At 68.7% G+C, this 26,742-nt stretch carries 26 protein-coding genes; 7 read left to right on the top strand and 19 right to left on the bottom strand.

Going from position 1 to position 26,742, the window contains the following annotated elements:
• Positions 1-14 precede the first annotated feature (14 nt).
• Together Microterr_RS05440 and trpD are read right to left on the bottom strand one after the other, a co-directional pair.
• Positions 15-509, bottom strand: coding sequence for an aromatic ring-opening dioxygenase LigA (locus Microterr_RS05440; RefSeq protein ID WP_263795708.1), 495 nt, complete (start codon positions 507-509; stop codon positions 15-17).
• Positions 510-599: 90 nt separating this feature from the next.
• Positions 600-1,661 (bottom strand): anthranilate phosphoribosyltransferase, encoded by a 1,062-nt coding sequence (trpD, locus tag Microterr_RS05435; protein ID WP_263795709.1) that lies wholly within the window; start codon positions 1,659-1,661, stop codon positions 600-602.
• Positions 1,662-1,836: 175 nt separating this feature from the next.
• Between trpD and ctaE the strand changes: the two genes are divergently transcribed.
• The 4 genes from ctaE to qcrB are packed head-to-tail and all read left to right on the top strand — an operon-like array spanning position 1,837 to position 6,168.
• Positions 1,837-2,436 (top strand): aa3-type cytochrome oxidase subunit III, encoded by a 600-nt coding sequence (ctaE, locus tag Microterr_RS05430; protein WP_263795710.1) that lies wholly within the window; start codon positions 1,837-1,839, stop codon positions 2,434-2,436.
• Between the two features lie 19 nt (positions 2,437-2,455).
• Positions 2,456-3,256 carry a cytochrome bc1 complex diheme cytochrome c subunit gene (gene qcrC / locus Microterr_RS05425; RefSeq protein WP_263795712.1) on the top strand — a complete coding sequence of 267 codons (801 nt, stop codon included), beginning with the start codon at positions 2,456-2,458 and terminating at the stop codon, positions 3,254-3,256.
• A gap of 30 nt (positions 3,257-3,286) precedes the next feature.
• Entirely contained in the window at positions 3,287-4,345 is a 1,059-nt protein-coding gene (qcrA, locus tag Microterr_RS05420; RefSeq protein WP_263795714.1) for a cytochrome bc1 complex Rieske iron-sulfur subunit, read from the top strand.
• On the top strand, positions 4,342-6,168 hold the full coding sequence (gene qcrB, locus Microterr_RS05415; protein WP_263795715.1) for a cytochrome bc1 complex cytochrome b subunit: 1,827 nt from the start codon (positions 4,342-4,344) through the stop codon (positions 6,166-6,168). Before qcrA ends, qcrB begins: the two co-directional genes overlap by 4 nt.
• A gap of 100 nt (positions 6,169-6,268) precedes the next feature.
• On the opposite strand, the gene Microterr_RS05410 is transcribed toward qcrB, so the two are convergent.
• From Microterr_RS05410 to Microterr_RS05380, 7 genes are all read right to left on the bottom strand, one after another.
• A complete protein-coding gene (locus Microterr_RS05410) occupies positions 6,269-6,892 on the bottom strand; it encodes a hypothetical protein (protein WP_263795716.1) in 624 nt (207 codons plus the stop codon).
• A gap of 79 nt (positions 6,893-6,971) precedes the next feature.
• Positions 6,972-7,760, bottom strand: coding sequence for a PP2C family protein-serine/threonine phosphatase (locus Microterr_RS05405; RefSeq protein ID WP_263795717.1), 789 nt, complete (start codon positions 7,758-7,760; stop codon positions 6,972-6,974).
• A 3-nt stretch (positions 7,761-7,763) separates the two neighbouring features.
• On the bottom strand, positions 7,764-8,198 hold the full coding sequence (locus Microterr_RS05400; protein ID WP_263795718.1) for a cytochrome c oxidase subunit 4: 435 nt from the start codon (positions 8,196-8,198) through the stop codon (positions 7,764-7,766).
• Entirely contained in the window at positions 8,199-9,962 is a 1,764-nt protein-coding gene (ctaD, locus tag Microterr_RS05395; RefSeq protein WP_263795719.1) for an aa3-type cytochrome oxidase subunit I, read from the bottom strand. It lies immediately after the preceding gene.
• A gap of 2 nt (positions 9,963-9,964) precedes the next feature.
• Positions 9,965-10,861, bottom strand: a complete 897-nt coding sequence (gene ctaC / locus Microterr_RS05390) for an aa3-type cytochrome oxidase subunit II (protein ID WP_263795720.1) — start codon at positions 10,859-10,861, stop codon at positions 9,965-9,967.
• 189 nt (positions 10,862-11,050) lie between these two features.
• The gene (gene erpA / locus Microterr_RS05385) at positions 11,051-11,416 is read right to left on the bottom strand and encodes an iron-sulfur cluster insertion protein ErpA (protein ID WP_263795721.1); all 366 of its coding nucleotides are present in this window, start codon (positions 11,414-11,416) and stop codon (positions 11,051-11,053) included.
• Between the two features lie 44 nt (positions 11,417-11,460).
• Positions 11,461-12,864, bottom strand: coding sequence for a dipeptidase (locus Microterr_RS05380; protein ID WP_263795722.1), 1,404 nt, complete (start codon positions 12,862-12,864; stop codon positions 11,461-11,463).
• A gap of 48 nt (positions 12,865-12,912) precedes the next feature.
• Here Microterr_RS05380 and Microterr_RS05375 point away from each other — a divergent pair, with 48 nt between their 5' ends.
• The gene (locus tag Microterr_RS05375) at positions 12,913-13,500 is read left to right on the top strand and encodes a DUF3043 domain-containing protein (RefSeq protein WP_263795723.1); all 588 of its coding nucleotides are present in this window, start codon (positions 12,913-12,915) and stop codon (positions 13,498-13,500) included.
• 168 nt (positions 13,501-13,668) lie between these two features.
• On the opposite strand, the gene Microterr_RS05370 is transcribed toward Microterr_RS05375, so the two are convergent.
• The 7 genes from Microterr_RS05370 to Microterr_RS05340 all read right to left on the bottom strand — a co-directional run bounded on the left by Microterr_RS05370 (position 13,669) and on the right by Microterr_RS05340 (position 23,376).
• Complete coding sequence (locus Microterr_RS05370) at positions 13,669-15,168, bottom strand: hypothetical protein (protein ID WP_263795724.1); 1,500 nt, start codon at positions 15,166-15,168, stop codon at positions 13,669-13,671.
• 72 nt (positions 15,169-15,240) lie between these two features.
• Entirely contained in the window at positions 15,241-16,263 is a 1,023-nt protein-coding gene (locus Microterr_RS05365) for a quinone-dependent dihydroorotate dehydrogenase (RefSeq protein ID WP_263795725.1), read from the bottom strand.
• Between the two features lie 10 nt (positions 16,264-16,273).
• A complete protein-coding gene (nrdR, locus tag Microterr_RS05360; protein ID WP_263795726.1) occupies positions 16,274-16,744 on the bottom strand; it encodes a transcriptional regulator NrdR in 471 nt (156 codons plus the stop codon).
• A 12-nt stretch (positions 16,745-16,756) separates the two neighbouring features.
• Entirely contained in the window at positions 16,757-18,100 is a 1,344-nt protein-coding gene (gene hisD, locus Microterr_RS05355) for a histidinol dehydrogenase (protein ID WP_263795727.1), read from the bottom strand.
• A 9-nt stretch (positions 18,101-18,109) separates the two neighbouring features.
• Positions 18,110-19,201 (bottom strand): hypothetical protein, encoded by a 1,092-nt coding sequence (locus Microterr_RS05350; RefSeq protein WP_263795728.1) that lies wholly within the window; start codon positions 19,199-19,201, stop codon positions 18,110-18,112.
• A gap of 100 nt (positions 19,202-19,301) precedes the next feature.
• On the bottom strand, positions 19,302-22,772 hold the full coding sequence (gene dnaE / locus Microterr_RS05345; RefSeq protein ID WP_404810202.1) for a DNA polymerase III subunit alpha: 3,471 nt from the start codon (positions 22,770-22,772) through the stop codon (positions 19,302-19,304).
• A 154-nt stretch (positions 22,773-22,926) separates the two neighbouring features.
• Complete coding sequence (locus tag Microterr_RS05340) at positions 22,927-23,376, bottom strand: DinB family protein (protein WP_263795730.1); 450 nt, start codon at positions 23,374-23,376, stop codon at positions 22,927-22,929.
• A gap of 77 nt (positions 23,377-23,453) precedes the next feature.
• Here Microterr_RS05340 and Microterr_RS05335 point away from each other — a divergent pair, with 77 nt between their 5' ends.
• Entirely contained in the window at positions 23,454-24,074 is a 621-nt protein-coding gene (locus Microterr_RS05335) for a vitamin K epoxide reductase family protein (protein WP_263795731.1), read from the top strand.
• On the opposite strand, the gene Microterr_RS05330 is transcribed toward Microterr_RS05335, so the two are convergent.
• Complete coding sequence (locus Microterr_RS05330; RefSeq protein WP_263795732.1) at positions 24,071-24,646, bottom strand: GNAT family N-acetyltransferase; 576 nt, start codon at positions 24,644-24,646, stop codon at positions 24,071-24,073. The two genes, Microterr_RS05335 and Microterr_RS05330, sit on opposite strands and share 4 nt — an antisense overlap.
• 66 nt (positions 24,647-24,712) lie before the next feature.
• Here Microterr_RS05330 and Microterr_RS05325 point away from each other — a divergent pair, with 66 nt between their 5' ends.
• Entirely contained in the window at positions 24,713-25,183 is a 471-nt protein-coding gene (locus Microterr_RS05325) for an NUDIX domain-containing protein (RefSeq protein ID WP_263795733.1), read from the top strand.
• Here the strand turns inward: Microterr_RS05325 and Microterr_RS05320 are convergent, their stop codons facing one another.
• The gene (locus tag Microterr_RS05320; RefSeq protein ID WP_263795734.1) at positions 25,184-26,104 is read right to left on the bottom strand and encodes an RluA family pseudouridine synthase; all 921 of its coding nucleotides are present in this window, start codon (positions 26,102-26,104) and stop codon (positions 25,184-25,186) included.
• Between the two features lies 1 nt (position 26,105).
• Positions 26,106-26,735 (bottom strand): signal peptidase II, encoded by a 630-nt coding sequence (gene lspA / locus Microterr_RS05315; RefSeq protein WP_404810160.1) that lies wholly within the window; start codon positions 26,733-26,735, stop codon positions 26,106-26,108.
• Positions 26,736-26,742: the final 7 nt, after the last annotated feature.

Here is a 26,742-nt window from a genome sequence, read left to right as displayed (position 1 = left end):
CTCCCGCGGCCGTGTCACGCTATGGCGCTGCGTTTCACGACCACGGGCGCGGAGGCGAGCCGGCGCAGCGCCCAGCCGATCAGGATCGACAGGATGCCCACCCCGATCACGAGCGCGGCGACGCCGAAGGCGACCACCGAGGTGAACAGCGACGCCCGCAGGAACGACGCGTTCATCATGGTGGCGCGCACCGGGTCGTCCTGCTCGAGTTCGGCGTAGGTCTTGCCGCCTGAGGCCTCCAGCGAGTGCTTCTGGATGACCTCGGCCTGCACGTAGGCGGTGAACGGGCCGGCGACGACCTGGCCCTGGAACGCCGCGGCGTCGTCCGGCACGACGATCTTCTCGTCGCGCAGCTGGTTCGACACCATGATCCACACGGCGATGCCGGCGATGATCATGACGACCCCCGCGATGATCGCCAGGAGGCCGACGACCTTGACGCCCCCGACGCTGCGCGTCGGTGGCTCCACGGTGTCTGCGGTGGTTGCGTCGATGGGTGCGTCTGACATGGCGGCCTCCTCGCGAGCGTGGGCGTTTCCGCTCACGGTAGCGCCACGCCCAGGCCTCGCGAAAGACCCCTGCGCGGAGGGCCGGAGCGGTCAGGCGGAGAGCGCCCTGGTGGCCTCGACCCACGCATCCAGCTTGGCCGCGGCCGCGCCGCTGTCGATCGCCTCGGCAGCCGCATCCTTGGCCTCCGCGAGCCGCTCCACGATCGACCGCTGCACCTGCGTCGAATCGCGGAAGAGCCGGTACGACACGATGCCGGCGGCGGCGTTCAGCAGCACGATGTCGCGGACCGGGCCCTGGTCGCCGTTCATGACGCGGCGGAACACCTCGGCGTTGTGTGCGGGGTCGCCGCCGATCAGATCGTCGATGTCGGCGAGGGGGATGCCCAGGTCACGCGGGTCCAGGTCGTGCTCGTGCACATCTCCCCGGCTCACCTCCCACACCCGGCTGTGGCCGGTCGTGGTGAGCTCGTCGAGCCCGTCGTCGCCGCGGAAGACGAGCGCAGTCGCGCCGCGAGTGCGGAAGACGCCCGTGATCAGGGGGACGCGCTCGGCCTGCGCCACGCCGACGGCGTTCGCCTCGGCGCGCGCGGGGTTGCACAGCGGACCCAGGAAGTTGAAGACGGTGGGCACGCCGAGCTCGGCCCGCGTGGGACCGGCGTGGCGGAAGCCAGGGTGGAACGCCGACGCGAACACGAACGTGATGCCCGCGCGGGAAAGCACCTCCGCGACGGCCTCGGGAGAAAGGCTGAGGTCGATGCCGAGGGCGCTGAGCACGTCCGATGAGCCCGACGACGAGCTGGCCGCCTTGTTCCCGTGCTTGACCACGGGGATCCCGGATGCCGACGCCACCACGGCGGCCATGGACGACACGTTGACGGTGCCGAAGCGGTCGCCGCCCGTGCCGACGATGTCGAGCACCTCGGCGCTGACCGGGAGCGCGACAGCCGCGTCGAGGATGGCGTCGCGGAACCCGACGACCTCGTCGACGGACTCGCCCTTGGCCCGCAGCGCGATGAGGAAGCCGGCGAGCTGCGAGGGTGTCGCCTCGCCCGACACGATGGCACGCATCGCCCACGTCGACTCCGAGACGGTGAGGTCGCGCCGCGACAGCAGCGTCGTGAGAATCTCGGACCAGGAATAGAGCTCTGCCATGACCCCCGAGCCTAGACCGAAAGTGCCAGATCTCACGGCGAACTCACGGTGCTTTGTTAGGGGAGCCTAAGCTCCGGTAGGGGCAAATGATTGCCGCCGGGTGCCAAAATCACACCGAATCTTCAGCCATAATGAACGTGTGACGACCACCACTCCAGCGACCTACTCTCAGGCCATGCGCTCCGTCAAGCGTCCGGACCCGGTCGCTGTCGGCACCATCGTGTGGCTCGGCAGCGAGGTGATGTTCTTCGCGGGTCTCTTCGCGATCTACTTCACGCTCCGCAGCACCTCCCCCGAGCTGTGGGCTGAGCGCACGCAGCTGCTCAACGTCCCCTACGCGACGGTGAACACCATCATCCTGGTGCTGTCGTCCGTGACCTGCCAGATGGGCGTCTTCGCGGCCGAGCGGTTCCAGCCGTACTCGACCAGGAAGCGCGGCTGGCTCGGCTGGGGCATGGTCGAGTGGTTCTGGCTGACGTTCGCGCTCGGCGCGATCTTCGTCTCCGGCCAGGTGTGGGAGTACGCCCAGCTCGTCACCGAGGGCATGCCGATCAGCGCCGACTCGTACGCTTCGGCCTTCTACCTCACGACGGGCTTCCACGCCCTGCACGTGACGGGCGGTCTCATCGCCTTCGTCCTGGTCATCGGCCGTGCGTACGCCGTCAAGAACTTCGGGCGCAAGGAGATGACGTCCTCGATCGTCGTGTCGTACTACTGGCACTTCGTCGACGTCGTCTGGATCGCCCTGTTCCTCGTCATCTACTTCCTGCGATAAGAAGCGGAGCTGAACCCGAATGGCACGTGAGTCCAAGCGCCGCTCATCCGGCCGCCGCAGCCCCTGGGCGGCGGCAGCCCTCATCGGCATCGGCCTGCTGATCACCGGCGGCGTCTACGCCGGTGCGTCCGCGGCGATGGCGGCAAACCAAGACACCTCGGTGGCGTCCGCGCTGACCGTCGAAGACGGCAAGAAGCTGTTCCAGGCGAACTGCGCCACCTGCCACGGCCTGAACCTGCAGGGCACCGACGACGGACCGTCCCTGTACGGCGTCGGCGAGCTCGCGGTGGAGTTCCAGGTCTCGACCGGCCGCATGCCGCTGCAGGCCCAGGGCCCGCAGGCGCCGCAGAAGCCGGTGCAGTTCACGCAGGACCAGATCGAGGCGATCGCGGCGTACGTGCAGTCCACGTCCCCGGGCCCGACCTACCCCCACGCCGACACCATCGACGGCGGGGGCGAGATCGACAGGGGCGCGGAGCTGTTCCGCATCAACTGCGCCATGTGCCACAACGTGGCCGCGGCCGGCGGCGCCCTCACCGAGGGCAAGTACGCGCCCGCACTCACCGAGACCAGCGCGCAGCACATGTACGCCGCGATGGTGACGGGCCCGCAGAACATGCCCGTGTTCAACGACATGACCCTCAGCCTGGACGACAAGCGCGACATCATCTCCGCGCTGCTCTACCTCCAGCAGAACGAGTCCCCCGGCGGCTTCGCCCTGGGCGGCCTCGGTCCGGTCTCCGAGGGCCTGTTCATCTGGATCTTCGGCATCGGCTCGCTGATCGCCATCACCGTGTGGATCACGGCGAAGTCCAACTGATCGTCCACAGACATACGTAAAGGAAGCAGCATGGCACACGAGGACGACCCGCTCGAGCACGAGAGGGCTTCATGGAAGCCCTCGTCGGGGCTCGCCGTGGCGGTCACCGACCCGGTGCAGAACCCGGCCCTTCCGCCGCACCGCGCGCGCGTGACCGACCAGGACCCCGCGGCGATGAAGCGCGCGGTCCGGACCGTCTACACGCTGTTCTATCTGTCGGTCGCCGCCTCCATCTGGTCGGTCGCCGCGTACATCCTCTTCCCGATCGAGAGCCAGCGGATCGTCGACATCCGCAACAACAACCTCTTCATCGGCCTCGGCATCGCCCTCGCCCTCCTGGCGATCGGCATCGGCGCGATCCACTGGTCGAAGGCCGTGATGTCCGACAAGGAGTTCGTCGAGCCTCGTCACGCGACCCGTGGCCGCGACACGACCCGCGAAGCGGCGGTGCAGGCTTTCGCCGAGGCGAACGAGGAGTCCGGCTTCGGACGCCGCGCGATGATCCGCAACTCGCTGTTCGCGGCGCTCGTCGCCTCGATTCTGCCGGGCGTCACGCTCTTCCGCGGGCTCGCGCCGCAGGACGTGGACCCCGTGCACGAGCTCAGCCACACCATGTGGAAGGAAGGGATGCGGCTGGTCCACGACCCGTCCGGCACCCCGATCCGCGCGGCCGACCTCACACTCGGCTCCGCCGTGCACGTGATCCCGAAGGACCTCGCTGACCTCGATCACGCCGAGGGCTACCTGGAGCAGAAGGCCAAGGCCATCGTCCTGCTCATGCGCCTGCTGCCCGAGGACCTCGTCGAGACCGAGGAGCGCAAGGATTGGTCGTACGACGGCATCGTCGCGTACTCGAAGGTCTGCACCCACGTCGGCTGCCCCGTAGCCCTGTACGAGCAGCAGACCCACCACCTGCTGTGCCCCTGCCACCAGTCGCAGTTCGATGTGACACACGGCGCACGGGTGATCTTCGGGCCGGCCGCCCGCCCGCTGCCGCAGCTGCCCATCACCGTCGACGCCGAGGGCTACCTCATCGCGAAGAGCGACTTCGAAGAACCCGTCGGCCCGAGCTTCTGGGAGCGCCATTGAGCACCGCATCCGTCGCTGAGAAGGGCGACAACAAGCCCCTCGGTGGCCGCTTCGTCGGCGCCACCGCGAACTACATCGATGAGCGCACGAGCCTCTCCGGCTTCGTGAAGGAGCTCGGTCGCAAGATCTTCCCCGACCACTGGTCGTTCATGCTCGGCGAGATCGCCCTGTGGAGCTTCGTCGTCGTGCTCATCTCGGGTACGTTCCTGACGTTCTTCTTCCAGGCGTCGATGGTGCCCACCCACTACTCGGGCGCCTTCATCCCGATGCGCGGTGTGGAGATGTCTGCCGCACTCGACTCGAGCCTGCGTCTGTCGTTCGACATCCGCGGTGGCCTGCTGGTCCGCCAGATCCACCACTGGGCCGCTCTGGTGTTCGTCGCCGGCATCGGCGTCCACATGCTCCGCGTGTTCTTCACTGGTGCCTTCCGCAAGCCGCGCGAGCTGAACTGGGTGATCGGCTTCATCCTGTTCATCCTGGCGATGGCCGAGGGCTTCACCGGCTACTCGCTGCCCGACGACCTGCTCTCCGGCAACGGCCTGCGCATCATCGACGGCATGGTCAAGGGCATCCCGCTCATCGGCACGTGGACCTCGTTCCTGCTGTTCGGCGGCGAGTTCCCCGGGACGCAGATCGTCGGCCGCCTGTACACGCTCCACATCCTGCTGCTTCCCGCGATCCTGGTCGCCCTGCTCGTGCTCCACCTGATGCTGATGGTGATCAACAAGCACACGCAGTTCGCCGGGCCCGGTCGACAGAACAGCAACGTCGTCGGCTACCCGATGATGCCGGTGTACATGTCGAAGATGGGCGGCTTCTTCTTCATCACGTTCGGCGTGATCGTGCTGATCGCCTCCCTGTTCACGATCAACCCGATCTGGAACTACGGACCGTACGACCCGTCCCCCGTCTCGGCCGGCACCCAGCCCGACTGGTACATCGGCTTCGCCGACGGCGCGCTGCGTCTGGCTCCGTCGAACTGGGACGTCGTGTTCCTCGACCACACCTGGTCGTTCGGCATCCTGGTGCCGCTCGGCGTCGTCGGTCTGTTCATCGTCGCCGTCCTGATCTACCCCTTCATCGAGGCGTGGGTCACGGGTGACAAGCGCGAGCACCACATCGCACAGCGTCCGCGCAACGCGGCCACCCGCACCGCCATCGGCGCCGCCGGTGTCGTGTTCTACGCGGTGCTGTGGGCCGCAGCAGCCTCCGACATCATCGCCACGCACTTCTGGCTGACGATGGAGGGCGTGATCCACACGCTGCAGGCGCTGCTGTTCATCGCCCCGGTGATCGCCTACTTCGTGACCAAGCGCATCTGCCTCGCCCTCCAGAAGAAGGACCGCGAGATCGTGCTGCACGGCTACGAGTCCGGTCGCATCGTGCGCCTCCCCGGTGGCGAGTTCATCGAGGTGCACCAGCCCGTCGACGAGTACGAGGTCTTCAAGCTGGCCGACTTCGAGACGTACGAGCCGCTCGTGGTCCGTCCGAACGCGAAGGGCCGCATCCCGTGGCACGAGAACCTGCGCGCGTCCATCTCGCGCTGGTTCTTCGAGGACCGCCTGAGCCCGCTCACGCAGTCCGAGCTCGACGCCGCGCGGGCCCACCAGTCGCACACGCTCGACCACATCTCCGAGGTCGAGCACGAGGAGCTGCAGGGAGCGCACGAGCGCGCCGGCGTTCCGGATGCCCCGCATGTGCCGATCGACGACGGCCACCACTCGGAGACCGCCGTCCGCCCCTCCAACGTCATCGTGCTCGACGAGCCCGACGACAAGCCCAAGGGCAAGGGCGCGAAGGGCAAGAAGCCCGACGCCGAGTAGGCAGAAACGCATCGACGGATGGCGTCCCCTCACGGGGGGCGCCATCCGTCGTTTGCACGCCCGATGCGGGTCGGCTGCTACGCGCGGCTCAGGTCCGCCGTCATGCGTCCCCTGCCGGCACGTCGCTGTAGGTCACGTGCAGCCGTGCGCCGTGCTGGTTCGCGAACTCCTCGGCTCGGAGCAGTGCGGTGCTGCCGGGAACGCCCGAGTAGTACATGGAGATCGTGCCGGAGGCGCCGTCGTAGTACAGCCCGTCGACGCCGTCTACCCCGCGAAGTGCGGTTGCGGCGAGGCTCTCGGTGAGCGCCGCGCCCTCCGACTCGCTGAGGACGGGGGCGTAGGTGAGCCGATAGGGATGCCCGCTCTGCGCGAGGAGCTGCTCGACCTCGGGGAGCGCCGGGCCCGCGGTCAGTGTCACCAGGAGACCGTAGAACTCCTCGTGCCCGGTGTACGCCCGCGCGAGCCGGTCCCCCGCCGCTTCTCTGACCTGCTCCTTCAGCGCACCCAGCTCGTCCTGCTGAGCGAGCCGCTCACGTGCGTCGCGGACAGTGACACCGTGCGTGTGCGCGTACTCGTCAGCGTCGGCGCCCGCCTCGGCGTCGGCGTGGGCGTCAGTGCCCGCCACCTCCGCGGCTCGCGGCTCGGTCGCCCATCCCGGAGCGGTCATGACGGCGAGGCAGACGATCAGCGCCGCCCCCGCGGGCATGACCCTTCGCACCCTCACTCCGCCCGCCCCTTCGAGCAGCCCCCGGGTCCACTCATGGCCGTCAGGCTAGCGCACCGCCGACGGCAGACGCCACGGATCAGGCGGTCTCGAGCTCTTCACGGAAGCGGCTCGCGGCGGCACCGGCGAACTCGGGACTCTCCGCGAGCGGCTCACCGGCCGCCACATCGCACACGACGGCGGTGACGTTGTCGCGGGTGCCCGCCTGCAGCGCGAGCTCCACAACGGCCTCTGCGGCCTGCTGCGGCGTCTCCGCAGCGGCGACGAGCCGTGCGACGTCGTCCTCCGGCACGTAGTCCGTGAGACCGTCGCTGCAGAGCACCCAGCGGTCGCCGACCAGCGATTCCAGCGCACGCACGGTGAGCGTGTCGCCCTCTCCCCCGCCGAGCGAGGCGGTGATGAGGTTCCGGCGTGGATGGGATGCTGCGGCCTCCGGCGCGATCAGCCCTCGCTCGACGAGCACCTGCACGTACGAATCGTCTCGCGTCTGCCGCGAGAACACGTTATCCCGCAGCAGGTAGGCGCGGGAGTCGCCCGAGTGCGCGAGGAGCAGCGCCCCGTCATCGCTCACGAAAAGGCCGGTGAAGGTCGTCGCCATGCCGCGCAGCGATGGATCGCGCTCGACGTGGGCGCGCAGATCCCAGTTGGCCAGACGCAGGCGCTCGACGAGCTGGTCTGCATCGGGGCGACGCGGTCCGATCGCGACGAGCCGGTGGATCAGCGCGGCCGAGGCCAGGTCGCCCGAGGGGCCGCCTCCCACGCCATCGGCCACCGCGGCCGCCCACGACGCCGCGAAGGCGGCGTCCTGGTTGACCGGACGGTGGACGCCGACGTCAGAGACGGCGGCGGCGTGGAGCCGAAGGACCACGGATCAGCGCGCGAAGTGACCGCGGTAGTACTCGTAGACCCAGCCGACGATCGCGACGACGAAGACGCCGAGTCCGATGGGCAGCATCCATGAGCCGACAGCGAGCGCGATCATGCCGAGCGCCGCCGAGAAGGCCAGCACGATCGGCCACCACGACCAGGGGCTGAACTCGCCGAGCTCAGGGTCGCCGTCGTCGACGTCGGCCGTCAGGATGTCCTCGGGCAGCTCGCCGCCCTGGGCCTTGTGCACCTTGCCGACGTAGAACGCGATCAGCGCGCCCATCAGCGACGTGAAGACGAGTGCGACCGAGCCGACCCACTCGATGCCGTGGTACCACTCCAGTTCGGGGTGCGCGATGATGCTCCACGTCGTGTAGATGATCCCGACGAGCAGGAAGAAGCCAGACAGCAGCCACCAGAGTCCGGTGTTCGTGCGCACTTACTTCACCTCTCCGTCGGCGAGATCGACAACCGGGGCATCGGGTGCATCCTTCGCCGGACCGACGCCGACCGGCACGGCCGCCTCGGGGTGGTTCAGGTCGAACGCGGGACGCTCGCTGCGGATGCGCGGGATCGACGTGAAGTTGTGGCGCGGCGGCGGGCAGCTGGTCGCCCACTCGAGCGAAGCGCCGTAGCCCCACGGGTCGTTGACGGTCACGAGCGGTGCCTTGCGGGCCGTGATCCAGACGTTCAGCAGGAACGGCAGCATCGAGGCGCCCAGGATGATCGCACCGATCGTGGAGACCTGGTTCTGCCAGGTCCAGCCGTCCGCTGCGGCGTAGTCGGCGTAGCGGCGGACCATGCCGTCGACGCCCAGCCAGTGCTGGATGAGGAACGTCATGTGGAAGCCGATGAACAGCAGCCAGAAGTGCACGTACCCGAGACGCTCGTTGAGCATGCGGCCGGTCCACTTCGGCCACCAGAAGTAGAAGCCGGCGAACATCGCGAACACGACGGTGCCGAAGACGACGTAGTGGAAGTGGGCGACCACGAAGTACGAGTCGGAGAGGTGGAAGTCCAGCGGCGGCGATGCGAGGATCACACCGGTCAGACCACCGAAGACGAACGACACCAGGAAGCCCAGCGCGAACACCATCGGCGTCTCGAAGGTCACGGACCCTCGCCAGAGCGTGCCGATCCAGTTGAAGATCTTCACGCCCGTCGGAACCGCGATGAGCATCGTCATCAGGGCGAAGAACGGCAGCAGCACCGCGCCGGTGACGTACATGTGGTGCGCCCACACCGCCACGGACAGCGCCGCGATGGCGATGGTCGCGTACACGAGGGTCTTGTAACCGAAGATCGGCTTGCGGCTGAACACCGGGAAGATCTCCGAGACGATGCCGAAGAACGGCAGCGCGATGATGTACACCTCGGGGTGGCCGAAGAACCAGAACAGGTGCTGCCAGAGCAGGACACCGCCGTTGGCCGGGTCGTAGATGTGGGCACCGAGGACGCGGTCGGCGGCGGCGGCGAGGATCGCGGCGGCCAGCACAGGGAACGCCATCAGGACCAGGATGCTGGTGATCAGCGTGTTCCAGGAGAAGATCGGCATGCGCCACATGGTCATGCCGGGGGCGCGCATCGTGATGATCGTCGTGATGAAGTTCACGGCGCCGAGGATGGTGCCGAAACCGCTCATGCCGAGGCCGAGCATCCAGAGGTTTCCTCCGGCGCCTGGCGAGAAGGTCGCGTTGGCGAGCGGCTGATAGGCGAACCAGCCGAATCCTGCCGCACCCTGCGGGGTGAGGAAGCCGGCGACGGCGATCGTCGAGCCGAACAGGAACAGCCAGAAGGCGAAGGCGTTCAGTCGCGGGAACGCGACATCGGGCGCGCCGATCTGCAGCGGCATGATCACATTGGCGAAGCCGGCGAAGAGCGGCGTCGCGAACATGAGCAGCATGATCGTGCCGTGCATCGTGAAGAGCTGGTTGTACTGCTCTTTCGTCGGGATGATCTGCATGCCCGGCTCGAACAGCTCAGCGCGGATGATGAGGGCCATCACGCCGCCGAGCATGAAGAACAGCACGGACGCGATGAGGTACATGTACCCGATCGTCTTGTGGTCGGTGGAGGTGATCCACTTGACGACGATGTTGCCCTTCTGCTCGACGCGCGAGGAGCTCATCAGAGCGGCCTGGCGCGGGGGCAGCGTGGTCGGGCGAGCGTGGGTCTGCTCTTGCGTCGGAAGCGTCGACGTCATGATCACTCGTCTCCCTCAGCGTCTGCGCCCGTTCCGGGGAAGTTCTGCAGACGGTCGTACTGATCGTTGATGTCGCCGGTCTGATCGGCTGCGCGGAGCGTCTCGAGGTAGGCCTCGTACTCGTCCTCGCTGACGACCTTGACGTTGAACATCATCATCGAGTGGTACTCGCCGCACAGCTCGGCGCACTTGCCGGCGTACGTGCCCTCGCGGGTCGGCGTGAACGACCAGTTGTTCGTGTCACGGCCGGGGTACATGTCCTTCTTGTAGAGGAAGTCGATGATCCAGAACGAGTGGATGACGTCGCGCGACTGCAGGTTGATCTTGACCGTCTTGTTGACGGGCAGGTACAGGGTGGGCAGCGCGTCCTGGTCGATGTCGCCGTTGTCCTCGGGCTGCGCCTGCACGCCCATCGACCAGACGGCGTCGGAGTTGTCCTCTTCCTCGCCGTTGTACTGGAAGTCCCAGGCCCACTGCTTGCCGATCGCGGTGATCGACACGTCGGGGTCGTCGTACTGGGTCTCGAGGATGGTCTGGTCACGCGCGGTGAACGCGAAGAAGCCGACGACGAGGATCAGCGGCACGATCGTGTAGAAGATCTCGATCGGCATGTTGTAGCGCAGCTGCACCGGGAGTCCGGACTGGCCCTTGCGGCGGCGGTACGCGATCGCGGCCCAGCCCATCAGGCCCCACGTGATCACGCCGACGGCGAGCAGGACGATCCAGGAGTTGACCCACAGACCCGCGACCATGTCGGTGTGGTTCGTGGCCGCCTGGCCGTCTTCCGTGAAGCCCGGCAGGAACCCGTGCAGCTCGGTCGGGGTGCACCCGGCGAGAATGGCGGCGGCAGCGATCCCCACAGGGAGAAGAGCCCAGCGGAGGCGGCGTTTCGAGGGCACGGTGCACCTTTCCGGACATGGATGTAAGACACCTTCAGTGTAGGGCAAGGTAACGGCGGATTCAGGCCAACCGTTCAGGAACGGAGCCTCTTTTCGCGCGCAGTTCAGGGGAAAAAGTGCCCAAGCGCATCGAACCCGGACAGCGCGTGGCTGTCCGGGTCCGGTGGTGCGAAGTGTGCGCGGTGCGCCTCAGTGGAAGCTGTCTCCGCAGGCGCAGCTGCCCGCTGCGTTCGGGTTGTCGATCGTGAACCCCTGCTCGGCGATCGTGTCCTTGAAGTCGATCGTGGCGCCGTCGAGGTAGGGGACGCTCATGTCGTCGACGATGACCTCCACGCCGTCGAAGTCGACAGCCTGGTCGCCCTCGAGGTACCGCTCGTCGAAGTAGAGCTGGTAGATCAGTCCGCTGCATCCGCCCGGCTGCACGGCGACGCGCAGACGCAGGTCGTCGCGGCCCTCCTGGCTCAGCAGGTTCTTCACCTTGTCGGCAGCCGCGTCGGTCAGCAGGACCCCGTGGGCGCGAGTCGTCTGGTCGGTCGACAGTGCGGTGTCGGTCATGTCACTCCTTGCGATCGGCCGCGCAGCGGCTGGATGCGTCGATTCTACGCCCCGTCGGCTGTACGGGCGTCGAGGCTCTCGAGCAGGAGGGCCTCGGCGAGCACCGCACGACGGAAGGTGTCGAGGTGCAGCGACTCGTTCGGGCTGTGCGCACGCGAGTGCGGGTCCTCGACGCCGGTCACGAGGATCTCCGCCGCCGGGAACTCCCGCACCAGGTCCGCGATGAACGGGATGGAGCCGCCCACGCCGATGTCGACCGGGTCGACGCCGTAGCCGGCCGCAAGGGCGTCTCGAGCGGCGGCGACGGCCCAGCCGCTCGTGTCGACGAGGAAGCCGTTGCCGCAGTCGACGTCGAGGAACTCGAGCTCGGCGCCGAAGGGTGCGTGCGCGCGCAGGTGGGCAGCGACGGCGTCGAACGCCTCACGCGCCTCCTGGCCCGGCGCGACGCGCGTGCTGATGACCACGGTGATCTCGGGACTGAGCGTGTTCGACGCGTTCACGACGCTCGGCGCGTCGATGCCGGTGACCGTGATGGAGGGCTTGTTCCAGATGCGGCTGAGGATCGTGCCCGTGCCGACGGGGCTCACGCCCTCCGGCAGGCCGGCCTCATCGCGCAGCGTCTCCTCCGTGTAGGCGGGCGTGTCGGCATCCCGGCTCAGCAGTCCATCGACCGCCACGGCACCGTCGTCGTCCCACAGGGTCGACAGGAGGCGGATCGTGGCCATCATCGCGTCGGGCACCGCTCCCCCGAACATCCCGGAGTGCGATGCGTGCTCGAGGGTGCGCACCTTCAGCGTGAAGCGGGCGTTGCCGCGCAGCGACACCGTGAGCGCAGGCGTGGTGGCGTCCCAGTTGCCGGAGTCGGCGACGACGATCACGTCCGAGCGCAGCGCATCGGCGTTGTCGGCGAGGAACTGGGCGAAGGAGCGCGAACCCGCCTCCTCCTCCCCCTCGAAGAACAGGACGACGCCGAGATCGAGGTCGGCGCCGAGCGCCTCCTTGACCGCGCGCAGCGCGGCGATGTGGGCCATGATGCCGGCCTTGTCGTCGGCGGCCCCGCGGCCGTACAGGCGGCCGTCGCGGACGGTCGGCTCGAACGGCGGGGACTCCCAGAGCGACTCGTCGCCGACCGGCTGCACGTCGTGGTGCGCGTACAGCAGGATCGTGGGCCGGCCGTTGCGCGCGGGCCGCGTGGCGAGGACCGCGGGCATGCCGCGCTCGTCGGTGCCGGGGATGGCCGCATCCGTGATGCGGACCTCCTCGAACAGTCCCGTCTCGGTCACGAGCGCGGCGACTGCCTCGGCGCTGCGGCGGACCTCAGCGGGATCGAAGCCGGGGAAGGCGATCGAAGGGATGCGCACGAGATCGCCGAGATCGGCGAGGGCAACGGGGATGCCGGAGGCCGCGGCCTGGCGCACAGCATCCTGTCGGGAGGGCTCAGGGGTCATGCGAGTAATCTTATTGGCACCCCCATTTCTCCACTCTGAGGATCCAACGTGGCCAAGACACCCGCAGCACCCACTCCGAACGGGGCGCCCTCCGACGGGACGGTGCTCAACGGCACCGCGCTGGGCGGCAGCAAGGGACGGCCGACTCCGTCGCGCGCCGAGCAGGAGGCCGCCCGCAAGCGCCCCCTCGTCGCTGACACGAAGGAGGCCAAGCAGCGTCGCAAGGCCGAGATCGCGCGCGACCGCGAGCGGGCCCGGGTCGGCATGGCCGCAGGTGACGAGAAGTACCTCCCGGTGCGCGACAAGGGTCCGCAGCGCAAGTTCGCCCGCGACTTCGTCGACTCGGGCTGGCACCTGGGCGAGCTGATCATGCCCGCGATGGTGCTCGTGATCCTGCTGAGCTTCGTGCCGAACCCGGCGCTCACCTACTACTCGTTCGTCGGCCTGTGGGTGTTCATCTTCTTCGTGGTGGGCGACATGCTGCTGACGTCCATCCGGGTCAAGAAGGCCGCGCGCGCCAAGTTCGGCGACCGGACCGAGAAGGGCCTGGGCTGGTACAGCGCGATGCGCACCATCCAGATGCGCTTCATGCGGCTGCCGAAGGCACAGGTCAAGCGCGGAGAGCACCCCGCCTGATCGGGGAGCAACCCGTCCCAAAACAGGTGTTCTGGCGAACACAGGACAGTTGGATGCGGATCCTTCCTGTCCTCGCCAGAACACCTGTTTCAACGCGGGCCGGAGCCCGCGCCCGTGCGCACGAAGATGGCCCGCACCGAGATCGGTGCGGGCCATCTTGTCGTTGGATCAGGTGTTGACGAGCACCTTGTAGCTGTACTCGATCTTGATCTTGTCGGCACCCAGGCTGCTCTTCTTACCGAGGGCGATCGAGATTCCGATCGTCTTCTCACCCGAGGGGACCGACGTCCATCCGAGCGTCTTGGCGCCCTTTGTCAGCTCCCCCGAGACCGGCGTGTCAGACGTCGATGCGCCGTAGGCCCACGCGACCATGCCCTTCACGGAGGTCGCGTTCATCGTCAGGCGCACTTTCGCCCCGCCGAACTTCGCGCCCGCGCGCACCGTCGCCGGCACGGTCGTGCCACCCACAGCGATCAGCGAGATCACGTCGCCGCCGTTGTACGCGTCGTAGCCGACGCAGGCGATGGCACCGCTCGTCGGATGCGCTTCGCAGTAGCCCCTCTCGTACCGGTCCAGGGGGAGGTACTCCTGCATGAGCGAGCCGGCCTTGACCCACTTCGACGTGGTCTTGGTGACGAGGTTGCCCTTCTTGACCGTCACCGTCTTCGACGCGGTCTTGGTCGCACCCTCCGGACCCTTGATCGAGACGGAGACCTTGTACGTGCCCGGCACGACCTTGCCGCTGACCTTTCCGTCCCACGTCGCCGTCCAGCGCTTGCTCGAGGTGAGCTTGTAGGTCTTCACGGTCTTGCCCGAACGGGTGACCTTGACCGTCCCCGTCGCGGGGATCGTGCTGCCGTTGGTCGCGGTCGACGAGACGGCGATCTTGACGGAGTCACGGTAGCCGTCGCGCACGGGGTAGATCGTCGTGGTCGAGGTGGCGAGCTTGGTCCCCGTGATCGCGACCTGGCGGACGGTGATCGTGGTCGCGGAGCTCGAGGCGGCGCCGATCTTGGCGACGACAGAGGCAGTGCCCGCGGGCAGGCCTGTGGCGGAGATCGTGGTCTTCGCCGTCGCGCCGGCCGTGGAGGCGACCGGTGCCGACTTCGTGACCGCCCCCGCGGTGGTGACCACGGATCCGGCGAACGGGATCGCGAGCTCGGTCTCGTCGACGGCGCTCACCGATGCGGTCGCGGTGTTGCCGGTGCTCTTGCTCCAGCTGTAGAGGACGGTCCGGCTCAGCGTCAGCGTGACGCTCTCCGGCTGACCGGAGCCCACAGTGAGCGGCACGATGACGGGCTCGCCGACCGACGGCGTGGCGACGAGCGACAGCGTTCCCGCCACCAGCCCGGTCACGGGGACGTACACGGTCTCCGCGAGGTTCTCCGCGGTGAGCTCCACCGGGGCCAGCGTGGCGAGGGTCGACAGGCCGTCGCCCGAGACGATCGACAGGCTCGCCGTCGTGGGCACATCGGAAGAGACCGTCACCGCGGCGCTGTCGCGCACGCCGTCACCATCCGGAAGCGTCAGGACGCCCGGCTCGGTGATCTGGACGGACGCGGGGTCGGCGACGACCTCGTCATCCGCGTAGGCGGCCGGCGCGGCGCCGACCATGAGTGCGGCGGTCACCGTGACGGCGGCTGCACGCAGGAGGAGTGTTCGGTTCATAGGATCCCCAGAGAAATCGGATAGTAACCGGACGAATGTATCCGGTTGAGCCGACATTCTGAAAAGGGCGACCTACGACGCGCGGAGACCCCGGTTGATCTGCCTCGCCCAGAGCGGCCCGCGGTACAGGAAAGCGGTGTAGCCCTGCACGAGCGTGGCGCCCGCGGCGAGCCGTGCGCGGACGTCCTCGGCGGTCTCGACGCCGCCGACGGAGATCACCGCGAAGTCCGCCGGGACGGTCGCGCGGACGAGGCGCAGCACCTGCAGTGCGCGCTCCTTGAGCGGCGCGCCCGACAGGCCGCCGTCGCCCGCCGCGGCGATGACGTCCGCATCGGTCATCAGGCCGTCGCGCGAGATCGTCGTGTTGGTGGCGATGAGGCCGGCCAGACCCAGGTCGACGGCGAGCGCGGAGATCGCCTCGATCTCGTCATCGGGCAGGTCGGGCGCGATCTTGACCAGCAGCGGCGTCGGGCCGGATGCGGCGTGCACCGCTTCGAGCAGCGGTCGAAGCGTCTCCACTGCCTGCAGGCCCCGAAGGCCCGGCGTGTTGGGCGAGGAGACGTTCACGACGAGGTAGTCGGCCAGCGGCGCGAGGAGCGTCGCGCTCGTGACGTAGTCGGCGGTCGCGCGGTCGACGTCGACCACCCGGCTCTTGCCGATGTTGACACCGATCACGGCGCGCGCCGACCGTGCGCGGAGCTTCTTCAGGCGAGCGGCGGCGTGCTCCGCTCCCCCGTTGTTGAAGCCCATCCGGTTCACGACCGCGCGGTCGGGGATGAGGCGGAACAGGCGCGGACGCGGATTGCCCTGCTGCGGCACCGCGGTGATCGTGCCGACCTCCACGTGCCCGAAGCCGAGCGCGTACAGCCCCTTGGCGCCCTTCACGTCTTTGTCGAAACCTGCCGCGACGCCGAACGGCGAGTCGAAGCGCAGACCGAGCGCGGTGGTCGACAGCGCCGGGTCGGGGCGGGTGAGCGCACGAGCGGCCCATGAGAACGGAGGGAGCCCCAGCACCCGGATCACGAGCATCGCCGCGTGGTGCGCCGTCTCGGGATCCATGCGCGACAGCACGGTGCGGAAGAGGAGGGGATACATCCCCTCCAGATTAGCGGTCGGCGCTCTCGGGCTCGGCGTGGTCGGCGCGGAGCTGGCCGATCGCGCTCTCGAAGTCCTCGAGGGAGTCGAACGCCTGGTAGACGCTCGCGAAGCGGAGGTACGCGACCTCGTCGAGGTCGCGCAGGGGTCCGAGGATCGCCAGCCCGATCTCATTCGTGTCGATCTGCGACGATCCGGTCTGGCGCACCGACTCCTCGACGCGCTGCGCGAGCACGGCGAGGTCGGCTTCGGTCACCGGGCGACCCTGGCATGCCTTGCGCACCCCGGACATCACCTTCTCGCGGCTGAACGGCTCGATGACTCCGGAGCGCTTGATCACGTTGAGGCTGGCGGTCTCGATGGTCGAGAAGCGGCCACCGCATTCGGGGCACTGACGACGGCGACGGATGCTGAGTCCATCGTCGCTCGTGCGCGAGTCGATGACCCGCGAATCGGGGTGGCGGCAGAACGGGCAGTGCATGGCCGGTCCAGCCTACGCCGACACGTCCGCCGCGGCGGACGCCGGCTCGGACGGACGCCCGGCGAAGCGCGCGGTCACGGCCTCGCCGTGGGCGGGGAGCGCCTCGGCGTCCGCGAGCGCGACGATCTCGTCGGCGACCGCGGCCAGCGCCTCGCGGTCGTACCGGATCACCTGCTGAGGTCGCAGGAACGTCGCTGCCGACAGCCCCGCCGCGTACCGCGCCTGGCCGCCCGTAGGCAGGACGTGGTTGCTGCCGGCGAGGTAGTCGCCGAGGCTGACCGGGGCGTACGCGCCGACGAACACGGCTCCCGCGTCGGTGAAGTCGGCCGGGTGCGGGTCGGCCAGGTGCAGTTCGAGGTGCTCGGGGGCGTACGCGTTGCTGAACGCGGTCGCGGTGGCGAGATCGTCGACCAGGACGATCGCCGACTGCGGCCCGGTGAGCGCGGCGACGGCGCGGTCGGCGTTGCGCGTGAGGACGACGCGCGCCTCGACCTCGTCGCGGACCGCCGTCGCGAGCGACGCGGACGCGGTCACGAGCACCGCCGATGCCTGTTCGTCGTGCTCGGCCTGGCTGATCAGGTCGACGGCGATCAGACCCGGGTCTGCTGCATCGTCCGCGACGATGAGGATCTCGGTGGCTCCGGCCTCCGCGTCGACGCCGACGATGCCGGCGACCGCCCGCTTGGCTGCGGCGACGAAGTTGTTGCCTGGTCCGCTGACGACGTCGACGTGCTCGAGGCCCAGGGTCTCGACACCGTGCGCGAGCGCGCTGATCGCGCCCGCTCCCCCCATCGCGTACACCTCGTCGACGCCGAGCAGTCGCGCGGCAGCGAGGATGTCGGGGTGCACCCGGCCGTCGAACTCGCGCTGCGGCGGCGAGGCGATCGCGACCTGCGCGACGCCGGCGACCTGAGCGGGGACGACGTTCATGACCACGCTCGACGGGTAGACCGCCTTGCCGCCTGGCACGTAGACGCCGGCGCGGCCGACCGGCTGCCATCGCTGCTCGACGACGGCGCCAGGCGCGAGCTCGGTGACCACGGGTGCGGGCACCTGCGCGGCCGAGGCGATGCGCACGCGGCGGATCGACTCCTCGAGCGCCGCGCGCACGTCCGGATCGAGAGCCGCGAGCGCCTCATCGAAGTGCGCGGCGGGCACGCGGATCGGGTGGCCGGAGACGCCGTCGAAGCGCTCGGCCTGCTCGCGCAGCGACTGCTCGCCACGGGCAGCCACATCCGCCACGATGTCCGCCGCCGCGGTCAGCGCCGCCTCACGGGCGGCGCCGGCGCGCGGGACGGCGGCGAGCAGTTCGGCTGCGGAGAGCGCGCGGCCGCGCAGGTCGATCGTGCGGAGCATCCTTCTACGTTAGCCGCGGGTGACGCCCGACACGTCGTGCAGGTAGCCGATCCGGCCGTCCTCGTGACGGACGACGAACGCCTCACCACGGTCTTCGATCACGAGCGCCCACGCCGTGGGGCCGATCCGGAACACCGGGATGCCGATCTCATCGACCACGTCGCGCTCGTCCGGCGCGAGTGCCCAGAACGCCTGCTGGCGCGGCGAGGGCTGCGGCTCTGCCGGGAGCGGGTCGATCGCACCCGTGACATCGTCATCGGCGGGTGCCGGTTCTGCGGGCGTGGCGTTCGCGGCGACGGCGGACGCGTACGGGTCCGCGGCGTCGTAGCCGGCATACGGGTCGTCGGCGACCGGCTCGGCCTCGCTCACCGGAGCGGGCTCGGCGAACACGCGCGGCTCGCGGGCAGGGCGCGGCGACACGGCGCGCACCGGGCGGGCGTTGCGATGCGCCGGCACCTCGGGGCGGCCGTCGAAGTCCTCGTCGAACGGCGGGATGAAGGGGGCGAAGACGGTGAGCACCACGCCGAGGAGCATGAGGAAGAACTCGACCCACATGACCCACGAGCGCACCCAGATGCCGGATTCGGCCGCGACCGAGACGGTCTCCCAGACCTGCTGCAGCCAGACCAGCGTGGCGACCGAGAACGCGACCGAGGCGAACTGGTCGACTCCGAGCGAGCCCACGCGGCGGATGCCGTCGGGCGACAGGCGACGCAGCGCGAGGAGGAACACGGCGATCGTGGGAAGGCCGATCGTCAGGATCCAGGACAGGCCGGATGACCATACCGAGTTCCAGGTCAGCTGCATGGGGCCCAGGTTGCCGAGCCAGGTGACGCTGACCGGGAAGAACGAGACGATGAACGCGATCAGCCAGGCACCGCCGAGCGCGACCTCACGGACCGAGAACGGGCCGACGCCGTACTGCGGGGCCGCGCCTTCGTCCACGCCGTCGCCGGGCTCGTCGAACACGTCATCCGCCTGGGTCGTGACGAAGGCCTCGTCGACCTCGCGGTCGGTCGCCGACGCGTCGAGGCGCGACTCGTCGGCCGCCTCCGGCGCGGTGGCATCGAGGCCGGACTTCTCGTTCAGCTGGTCGGTCACTTGTCTTCCCTTTCCGGGACGCTCCCGCGTCACGCGTGTGCGATCCTACCCGCGGCTCATGAGATGAGGATGAGATGAGACGCGCGTCCTGCGCGCCGGCTCAGCCCAGGCACTGGGGGCCGAGCAGGCCCTTCAGCTCGCCGTACAGATCGGCCGTGACCCGCACCGGCAGAGGCACGTCGAACACCTTCGCGACCGCACCCTTGTGCAGCCGCAGCGTCACCTCCGTGTCGCCCCTGTGCCGGTTCAGGACCTCGGCGAGCTCGGTGATGAGCTGCTCGGTCGCCCGCTGCTCGGGCACCATCAGAAGCAGCGCGCCACCGGCATCCACCGATCCGAGATCAGGCGTGAACGCCGACTGCGCGTGCAGGTTGAGCCCGTCGTCGCGTCGCGACACCCGCCCCCGCACCACCAGGATCGAGTCGGCGATCAGCTGCGACTGGAACTCGGTGTACGTCTTGCCCATGAACATGACGGTCACCTCGCCGTCGAAGTCCTCGACGGTGATCATGCCGTACGGGTTGCCACTGGACTTGGCGACGCGATGCTGGACGCTGGTGACCAGGCCCGCAACGGTCACCTGGTCGCCGTCCTGCACGTCGTCGGAGGCGAGCAGGTCGTGGATGCTCGTGGACGCGTGCTTCGCGAGCGGGATCTCGAGACCCGCCAGCGGGTGGTCGGACACGTACAGCCCGAGCATCTCGCGCTCGAACGCCAGCTTGTCCTTCTTGGTCCACTCCGGGCGCTCGGGGACCTTGGCGGGCATGATCTCCTCCGCCTCGTCGTAGAGGCTGTCGAAGTCGAAGCCGATCGCCCCGGTCGCGGCCTTGCGCTTGGTCTCCACGGCCGCCTCGGTGGCGTCCTCGTGGATCTCCATCAGCGCGCGCCTCGTCGACCCGAGCGAGTCGAAAGCCCCCGCCTTGATCAGAGACTCCACCGTGCGCTTGTTGGCCACGTGCAGCGGGACCTTCGTGAGGAAGTCGTGGAAGCTCACGAAGCTGTCGTCGGCGCGGGCCGTGACGATGCCGTCGACCACGTTGGCGCCGACGTTGCGGACGGCGCCGAGACCGAAGCGGATGTCTTCGCCGACGGCCGCGAAGTACCGGATCGACGCGCCCACGTCGGGCGGGAGCACCTTGATGCCCATGCGGCGGCACTCGTTGAGGTACACCGCCATCTTGTCCTTGGAGTCGCCGACGCTCGTGAGCAGCGCTGCCATGTACTCGGCCGGGTAGTGCGCCTTCAGGTATGCCGTCCAGTAGGACACCAGGCCGTAGGCGGCGGAGTGCGCCTTGTTGAACGCGTAGTCGGAGAACGGCAGGAGGATCTCCCAGAGCTTCTGCACCGCCTCGTCGGAGTAGCCGTTGGCGTGCATTCCCGCCTGGAAGCCCTCGAACTGCTTGTCGAGCTCGGACTTCTTCTTCTTGCCCATCGCCCGGCGCAGGATGTCGGCCTGGCCGAGGCTGAAGCCGGCGACCTTCTGCGCGATGGCCATCACCTGCTCCTGGTAGATGATGAGGCCGTAGCTGGTGTCGAGGATCTCGGCGAGCGACTCGCGGAACTCCTCGTGGATCGGCGTGATGTCCTGCTGGCCGTTCTTGCGCAGCGCGTAGTTGATGTGCGAGTTGGCGCCCATCGGGCCGGGGCGGTACAGGGCGATGACGGCCGAGATGTCTTCGAAGTTGTCGGGCTTCATGAGGCGCAGAAGTGAGCGCATCGGCCCGCCGTCGAGCTGGAAGACGCCCAGCGTGTCGCCGCGCGACAACAGCTCGTACGACTCCACGTCGTCGAGCGTCAGGTCTTCGAGCACGAGCGCGTGTCCGCGGTTGGCTTCGATGTTGTCGAGCGCGTCGTTGATGATCGTGAGGTTGCGCAGCCCCAGGAAGTCCATCTTGATCAGCCCGAGCGATTCGCATGACGGGTAGTCGAACTGCGTGACGATCTGGCCGTCCTGCTCGCGGCGCATGATCGGGATGATGTCGATCAGCGGCTCGGACGACATGATCACGCCGGCGGCGTGGACGCCCCACTGCCTCTTCAGGTTCTCGAGGCCCACCGCGGTGTCGAAGACCGTCTTGGCTTCGGGGTCCGTCTCGATCAGCAGGCGGAACTCGGACGCCTCCTTGTAGCGCGGGTGCTCCTTGTTGAACATGCCTTCCAGCGGCATGTCCTTGCCCATCACCGCGGGCGGCATCGCCTTGGTGAGCTTGTCGCCCATGCTGAAGGGGAAACCGAGAACCCGGCCCGCGTCCTTCAGCGCCTGCTTGGCCTTGATCGTGCCGTAGGTCACGATCTGCGCGACGCGCTCGTCACCGTACTTCTCGGTGACGTACTGGATCACCTCGCCGCGGCGGCGGTCGTCGAAGTCGACGTCGAAGTCGGGCATGGAGACGCGGTCGGGGTTGAGGAAGCGCTCGAAGATGAGCCCGTGCTGAAGCGGGTCGAGGTCGGTGATGCCCATCGCGTACGCGGCCATGGAACCGGCGCCCGAGCCGCGACCCGGCCCGACGCGGATGCCGTTCTTCTTCGCCCAGTTGATGAAGTCGGCGACCACGAGGAAGTAGCCGGGGAACCCCATCTGGAGGATGACGCCGGTCTCGTACTCGGCCTGCGCGCGCACGGTGTCGGGGATGCCCGCGGGGTAGCGCCCCTGGAGACCGACCTCGACCTCCTTGACGAACCAGGAGTCCTCGGTCTCGCCCATCGGCACCGGGAATCGCGGCATGTAGTTCGCGCTGGTGTTGAACTCGATCTCGCAGCGCTCGGCGATCAGCAGCGTGTTGTCGCAGGCCTCGGGGTGATCGCGGAACACCTGGCGCATCTCGGCGGCGGACTTCACGTAGTAGCCGTCGCCGTCGAACTTGAACCGCTTGGGGTCGTCGAGCGTCGAGCCGGACTGCACGCACAGAAGGGCGGCGTGGCTGGTGGCGTCGTGCTGGTGCGTGTAGTGCAGGTCGTTGGTGCCGACGAGCGGGATGTCGAGGTCTTTCGAGATCTTGAGCAGGTCGCCCATGACCCGCCGCTCGATCGAGAGCCCGTGGTCCATGATCTCGGCGAAGTAGTTCTCCTTGCCGAAGATGTCCTGGAACTCGGCCGCCGCCGCACGCGCCGCGTCGTACTGCCCCAGCCGCAGGCGGGTCTGCACCTCGCCCGACGGGCAGCCGGTGGTCGCGATGAGCCCCTTCGAGTACTTCTGCAGCAGTTCGCGGTCCATGCGGGGCTTGAAGTAGTAGCCCTCCATGCTCGCGCGGGAGCTGAGCCGGAACAGGTTGTGCATGCCCTCGGTCGTCTGAGACAGCAGGGTCATGTGCGTGTAGGCGCCGGAGCCGGAGACGTCGTCGTTGGACTGCTCGGGCGTGCCCCAGCGCACGCGCGCCTTGTCACTGCGGTGGGTGCCGGGGGTGACGTAGGCCTCGATGCCGATGATCGGCTTGATGCCCGCATCCTTCGCCGTCTTGTAGAACTCGTAGGCCGCGAAGGTGTTGCCGTGGTCGGTGACCGCGATCGCCGGCATCTCCTGCCTGACGGCCTCTTGCACCATCGGAGCGATGCGGGCCGCACCGTCGAGCATCGAGTACTCGCTGTGCACGTGCAGGTGAACGAAGGAGTCGGATGCCACGGATCGAGTCTACGGAGAGCGTCCGACGTCGAGCCCGCGCGGGCACCCGGTTCGGGCGATTGCCGCCCCAGCTGACCTCACCCTCGACCTCAGGGTGAAGCCCGGGTCAGGACTCCTCGTCGAGCGCGTACTGCCGCTGCCACGATGCGGGGCGCGGGATCCCGAGCCCGTACAGGTAGCGGATCAGCTGGCCGTGATGCTGCGTCTCGTGCTCGAGCAGCGCGAGCGCGTACGTCAGCGAGTCCTCGTCGGCCGGGTCGATGCTCCCGAGCCACGCGTCGACGTCGGCGTGCGTCGCCCGCAGGGCGGCGCGCACGGCGGTCGGGTCGGTCACGCCTGCCGCGTCGAGCGGAGAGGTGAAGCCCTGCCACTCCCCTGCCACCGCGGCACGGGGGTAGCTCTCGCGCGCGCCGAGCACGCACCACAGCTGCCCGCCGATCGTGTTCGACGGCAGGTCGGCCAGCGTCGAGCCGAGCTGCTCGGCGGTGAGCTCGTCGGCGAGGTCGGCGTACAGGGAGTGGGCGCGGTCGAACCGGCGCCGGAGCAGTGCGATCACGGTGCCAACCTATCGCCAGGGCGATATTCCCGGCCCGGTGGCTGTCGCCGACGGGCCCTGGTGTCGACAATGGGCGTATGAGCGACGCGCCGGCGGCAGCATCCGTTCCTCTTCTCGCGCGTCCTCCGCGCGGCCTGGCGGTGTTCTGGATCATCGCCGCCCTGCTCGGCGGAGTGGTGTCGTTCCTTCTCTACCTGGAGTACGTCGGGCAGCTGACGGGGAGCGATGCGCTCATCTCCTGCTCGATCAGCGTGATCGTGACCTGCGGTCCGAACCTGCTGTCCCCCGGAGGCAACCTGCTCGGGTTCTCGAACTCGATCATCGGGATCGTGCTGTTCTGCGGCCCGCTCTACGCGGCGATGAGCGCGTTCGCCGCTCCCGGCGGACTGCGGCGGTGGTACTGGCGCACATTCCTGTCGTTCGTCGGGGCCGCCTTCGTGTTCGTGCACGTCCTCGCCTGGCGCAGCGTGTTCGAGTACGGCTCGCTGTGCCCGTGGTGCATGGTCGTGTGGCTCGTCACGATCCCGCTGTTCTGGTTCACGCTGGGATGGATGCTGCGCGACGGCGTCTGGGGCGAACGCGCCCGCAGCTTCGGCAGGACGCTCTCCTCGTGGGCGCTGCTGATCACCGTGCTGGATTACGCCCTGATCGCGATCGCGGCGCAGGTGCGGCTGGATGTCCTCGGCTCGCTGTTCTAGGACAGGTCGCGGCGCATCAGCACCCGAGGGAAGCCGCTCAGCACCGACTCGGTGTCTGCTGCCTTCGTGAACCCGCCCTCCTCGAACAGCCGCCGCGTGCCGACGTACGCCATGGTCAGGTCGACCTTCTTCGCCTCGTTGTCGACCGGGTAGCCCTCGACGGCGGGCGCCCCGTGCTCTTTCGCGAACGCGACGGCGCCCTCGAGCAGCGCGTGCATGATGCCCTGCTTGCGGTGCCCCGGCCGCACCCGGAAGCACCAGATCGACCAGACCGGGAGGTCGTCCACATGGGGGATCTTGCGGAACGTCGCGAAGTGCGTGTCGGCCCGCGGGGCCACGGCAGCCCACCCGACCACCTCATCGCCGTCGTAGGCGAGCACGCCGATCGGATGCGGCTCGTCGGCCATCAGGCGCCGGACCCGCTCGCCCCGCTCAGGGCCGCGCAGGTCGAGGTTCTCCTTCGAGGGGATGCGGTAGCTCAGGCACCAGCACACGTTCGATTCGGGCTTCTTCGGCCCCACCATCGTCGCGACGTCGTCGAACTCGGCCGCCGGACGCACCTCGATCGCCATGCGGCCAGGGTCCCACCGGGGTGGGACACCGGGCAACGCCCGCGCGCCCGGCCGTAGGCTGGCGGCATGCCGACGCCCGACTTCATCCTCGAACTGCGCCGCCATGTCGGCACGATGCCGCTCCCCCTGTCAGGGGTCACTGCCGTGATCGTCCGCGGCGACGAAGTGCTGCTCGGCCGCCGCGAGGACACCGGCGAACTCACCCCCATCACAGGGATCATCGACCCCGGCGAGGAGCCTGCCGACGCAGCCGCCCGCGAAGCGCTCGAGGAGGCCGGCGTCGTCATCACCGTCGACCGACTGGCATGGGTGCATCAGATCCCGCGGGTGACCTACGCGAACGGCGATCAGAGCGACTACCTCGACCTCACGTTCCGCTGCTCGTGGGTGTCCGGCGACCCCTACCCCGCCGACGGCGAGATGACCGAGGTCGGGTGGTATCCGCTGAGCGTCGCCGACCTCGCCGGTGACATGCGAAGGCGCGTCGAAGCCGCCGTGGATCCGGCCGGTCCCGCCCGCTTCGAGGGCGGGCGCTGATCAGTCCCCGCGCAGCACGTCCAGTGCGTGCTGCAGATCTGGCGGGTACTCCGAGCGGAACGTGACCTGGTCGCCGGTCGCCGGGTGCGCGAACGAGAGCTCGTGCGCATGCAGCCACTGCCGGATGAGACCGAGCCGCGCCGCCAGGGTCGGGTCGCCGCCGTAGAGCGGATCCCCCACGCAGGGATGCCGGTGCGCGGCCATGTGCACGCGGATCTGATGCGTGCGGCCTGTCTCGAGATGGATCTCGAGCAGCGATGCTCCCGGGAACGCCTCGAGCGTCTCGTAGTGGGTGACCGAGTCCTTGCCGTCGGGCGTCACGGCGAACTTCCACGAGTGGCTCGGGTGGCGGCCGATCGGCGCGTCGATGGTGCCGACGAGCGGATCCGGGTGGCCCTGCACGACGGCATGGTAGATCTTCTCGACCTCGCGCTCCTTGAACGCGCGCTTCAGCACGGTGTAGGCGCGCTCGGTCTTGGCGACCACCATCAGCCCGCTCGTGCCGACATCGAGGCGGTGCACGATCCCCTGCCGCTCGGCGGCGCCGGTCGTGGCGATGCGGAATCCGCCCGCGGCGAGGGCGCCGAGCACGGTCGGGCCCTCCCAGCCGAGTGAGGGGTGGGCGGCCACGCCCGACGGCTTGTCGACGACCACGATCTCGTCGTCGTCGTAGACGATGCCGAGATCAGGGACGGCGACGGGCACGACGCGCGGCTCCTCTTTGGGAGCCCACTCCACATCGAGCCAGGCGCCGCCGCGGAGCTTGTCGCTCTTGGCGAGTGTGCGCCCGTCCATCGCGACGCCGCCGGCCTCGGCGACCTCCGCGGCGAACGTGCGCGAGAATCCGAGCATCTTGGCGAGGGCCGCGTCGACGCGCGTGCCGTCCAGGCCGTCCGGAACGGGCAGGCTGCGGGATTCCACGTCAGTCCTGCGCGGCGGTCGGCTGATCGGATGCGGGGGCCGCAGCATCCGCGTCATCCGCTGCCGAGTCGGCACCACGACGCTCACGCGTGCCGTCGATGTTGCGACCGAGCAGCACGAGCAGGGCGACCGAGATCATCATCGTCACGATGAACATGTCGGCGACGTTGTAGATCGCGGGCATCATCCAGGGCGTGTTGATGAAGTCGATGACGTGCCCGACGGCGAACCCCGGTGGGCGCAGCAGGCGGTCGGTGAGGTTGCCGAGCACGCCGCCGAGCAGCAGGCCGAGGACGACCGCCCACGCCTTCGAGCGGATGCGCGTGAACGCCAGCCAGACGATCGCGATCGCCACGAGGGCCAGCGCGATCGTGAAGATCCAGGTGACCTCTTCGCCCAGCGAGAACGCCGCGCCGGGATTGCGCACGAGATAGAAGATGAGGAAGTCGCCCAGGATGTGGACGGGCTCCTCAGGAGGAAGGTTCTCGATCGCGAGGTACTTGGTGAACTGATCGGCGGCCAGCACCAGCACCGCGAGAATCGCGATGGTGATGCCGGCCGCCTTCTGACCCTTCGACGGGTTCAGTGACCGTTCTCGTCGCTCCGAGGACCGCTGTGATCGATCCGTCAAAGACGAG

The organism is Microbacterium terricola, assembly GCF_027943945.1.
Taxonomy (GTDB): domain Bacteria; phylum Actinomycetota; class Actinomycetes; order Actinomycetales; family Microbacteriaceae; genus Microbacterium; species Microbacterium terricola.
This window is presented reverse-complemented; position numbering and strand designations above follow the sequence as displayed.

Bases quoted from the DNA above. Each gene is read 5' to 3' on its own strand.
- Microterr_RS05440 (WP_263795708.1), bottom strand. From the start codon at position 509: ATGTCAGACGCACCCATCGACGCAACCACCGCAGACACCGTGGAGCCA.
- trpD (WP_263795709.1), bottom strand. From the start codon at position 1,661: ATGGCAGAGCTCTATTCCTGGTCCGAGATTCTCACGACGCTGCTGTCG.
- ctaE (WP_263795710.1), top strand. From the start codon at position 1,837: ATGCGCTCCGTCAAGCGTCCGGACCCGGTCGCTGTCGGCACCATCGTG.
- qcrC (WP_263795712.1), top strand. From the start codon at position 2,456: ATGGCACGTGAGTCCAAGCGCCGCTCATCCGGCCGCCGCAGCCCCTGG.
- qcrA (WP_263795714.1), top strand. From the start codon at position 3,287: ATGGCACACGAGGACGACCCGCTCGAGCACGAGAGGGCTTCATGGAAG.
- ctaD (WP_263795719.1), bottom strand. From the start codon at position 9,962: ATGACGTCGACGCTTCCGACGCAAGAGCAGACCCACGCTCGCCCGACC.
- erpA (WP_263795721.1), bottom strand. From the start codon at position 11,416: ATGACCGACACCGCACTGTCGACCGACCAGACGACTCGCGCCCACGGG.
- Microterr_RS05380 (WP_263795722.1), bottom strand. From the start codon at position 12,864: ATGACCCCTGAGCCCTCCCGACAGGATGCTGTGCGCCAGGCCGCGGCC.
- Microterr_RS05370 (WP_263795724.1), bottom strand. From the start codon at position 15,168: ATGAACCGAACACTCCTCCTGCGTGCAGCCGCCGTCACGGTGACCGCC.
- Microterr_RS05365 (WP_263795725.1), bottom strand. From the start codon at position 16,263: ATGTATCCCCTCCTCTTCCGCACCGTGCTGTCGCGCATGGATCCCGAG.
- nrdR (WP_263795726.1), bottom strand. From the start codon at position 16,744: ATGCACTGCCCGTTCTGCCGCCACCCCGATTCGCGGGTCATCGACTCG.
- hisD (WP_263795727.1), bottom strand. From the start codon at position 18,100: ATGCTCCGCACGATCGACCTGCGCGGCCGCGCGCTCTCCGCAGCCGAA.
- dnaE (WP_404810202.1), bottom strand. From the start codon at position 22,772: ATGCTCGACGGTGCGGCCCGCATCGCTCCGATGGTGCAAGAGGCCGTC.
- Microterr_RS05335 (WP_263795731.1), top strand. From the start codon at position 23,454: ATGAGCGACGCGCCGGCGGCAGCATCCGTTCCTCTTCTCGCGCGTCCT.
- Microterr_RS05330 (WP_263795732.1), bottom strand. From the start codon at position 24,646: ATGGCGATCGAGGTGCGTCCGGCGGCCGAGTTCGACGACGTCGCGACG.
- Microterr_RS05325 (WP_263795733.1), top strand. From the start codon at position 24,713: ATGCCGACGCCCGACTTCATCCTCGAACTGCGCCGCCATGTCGGCACG.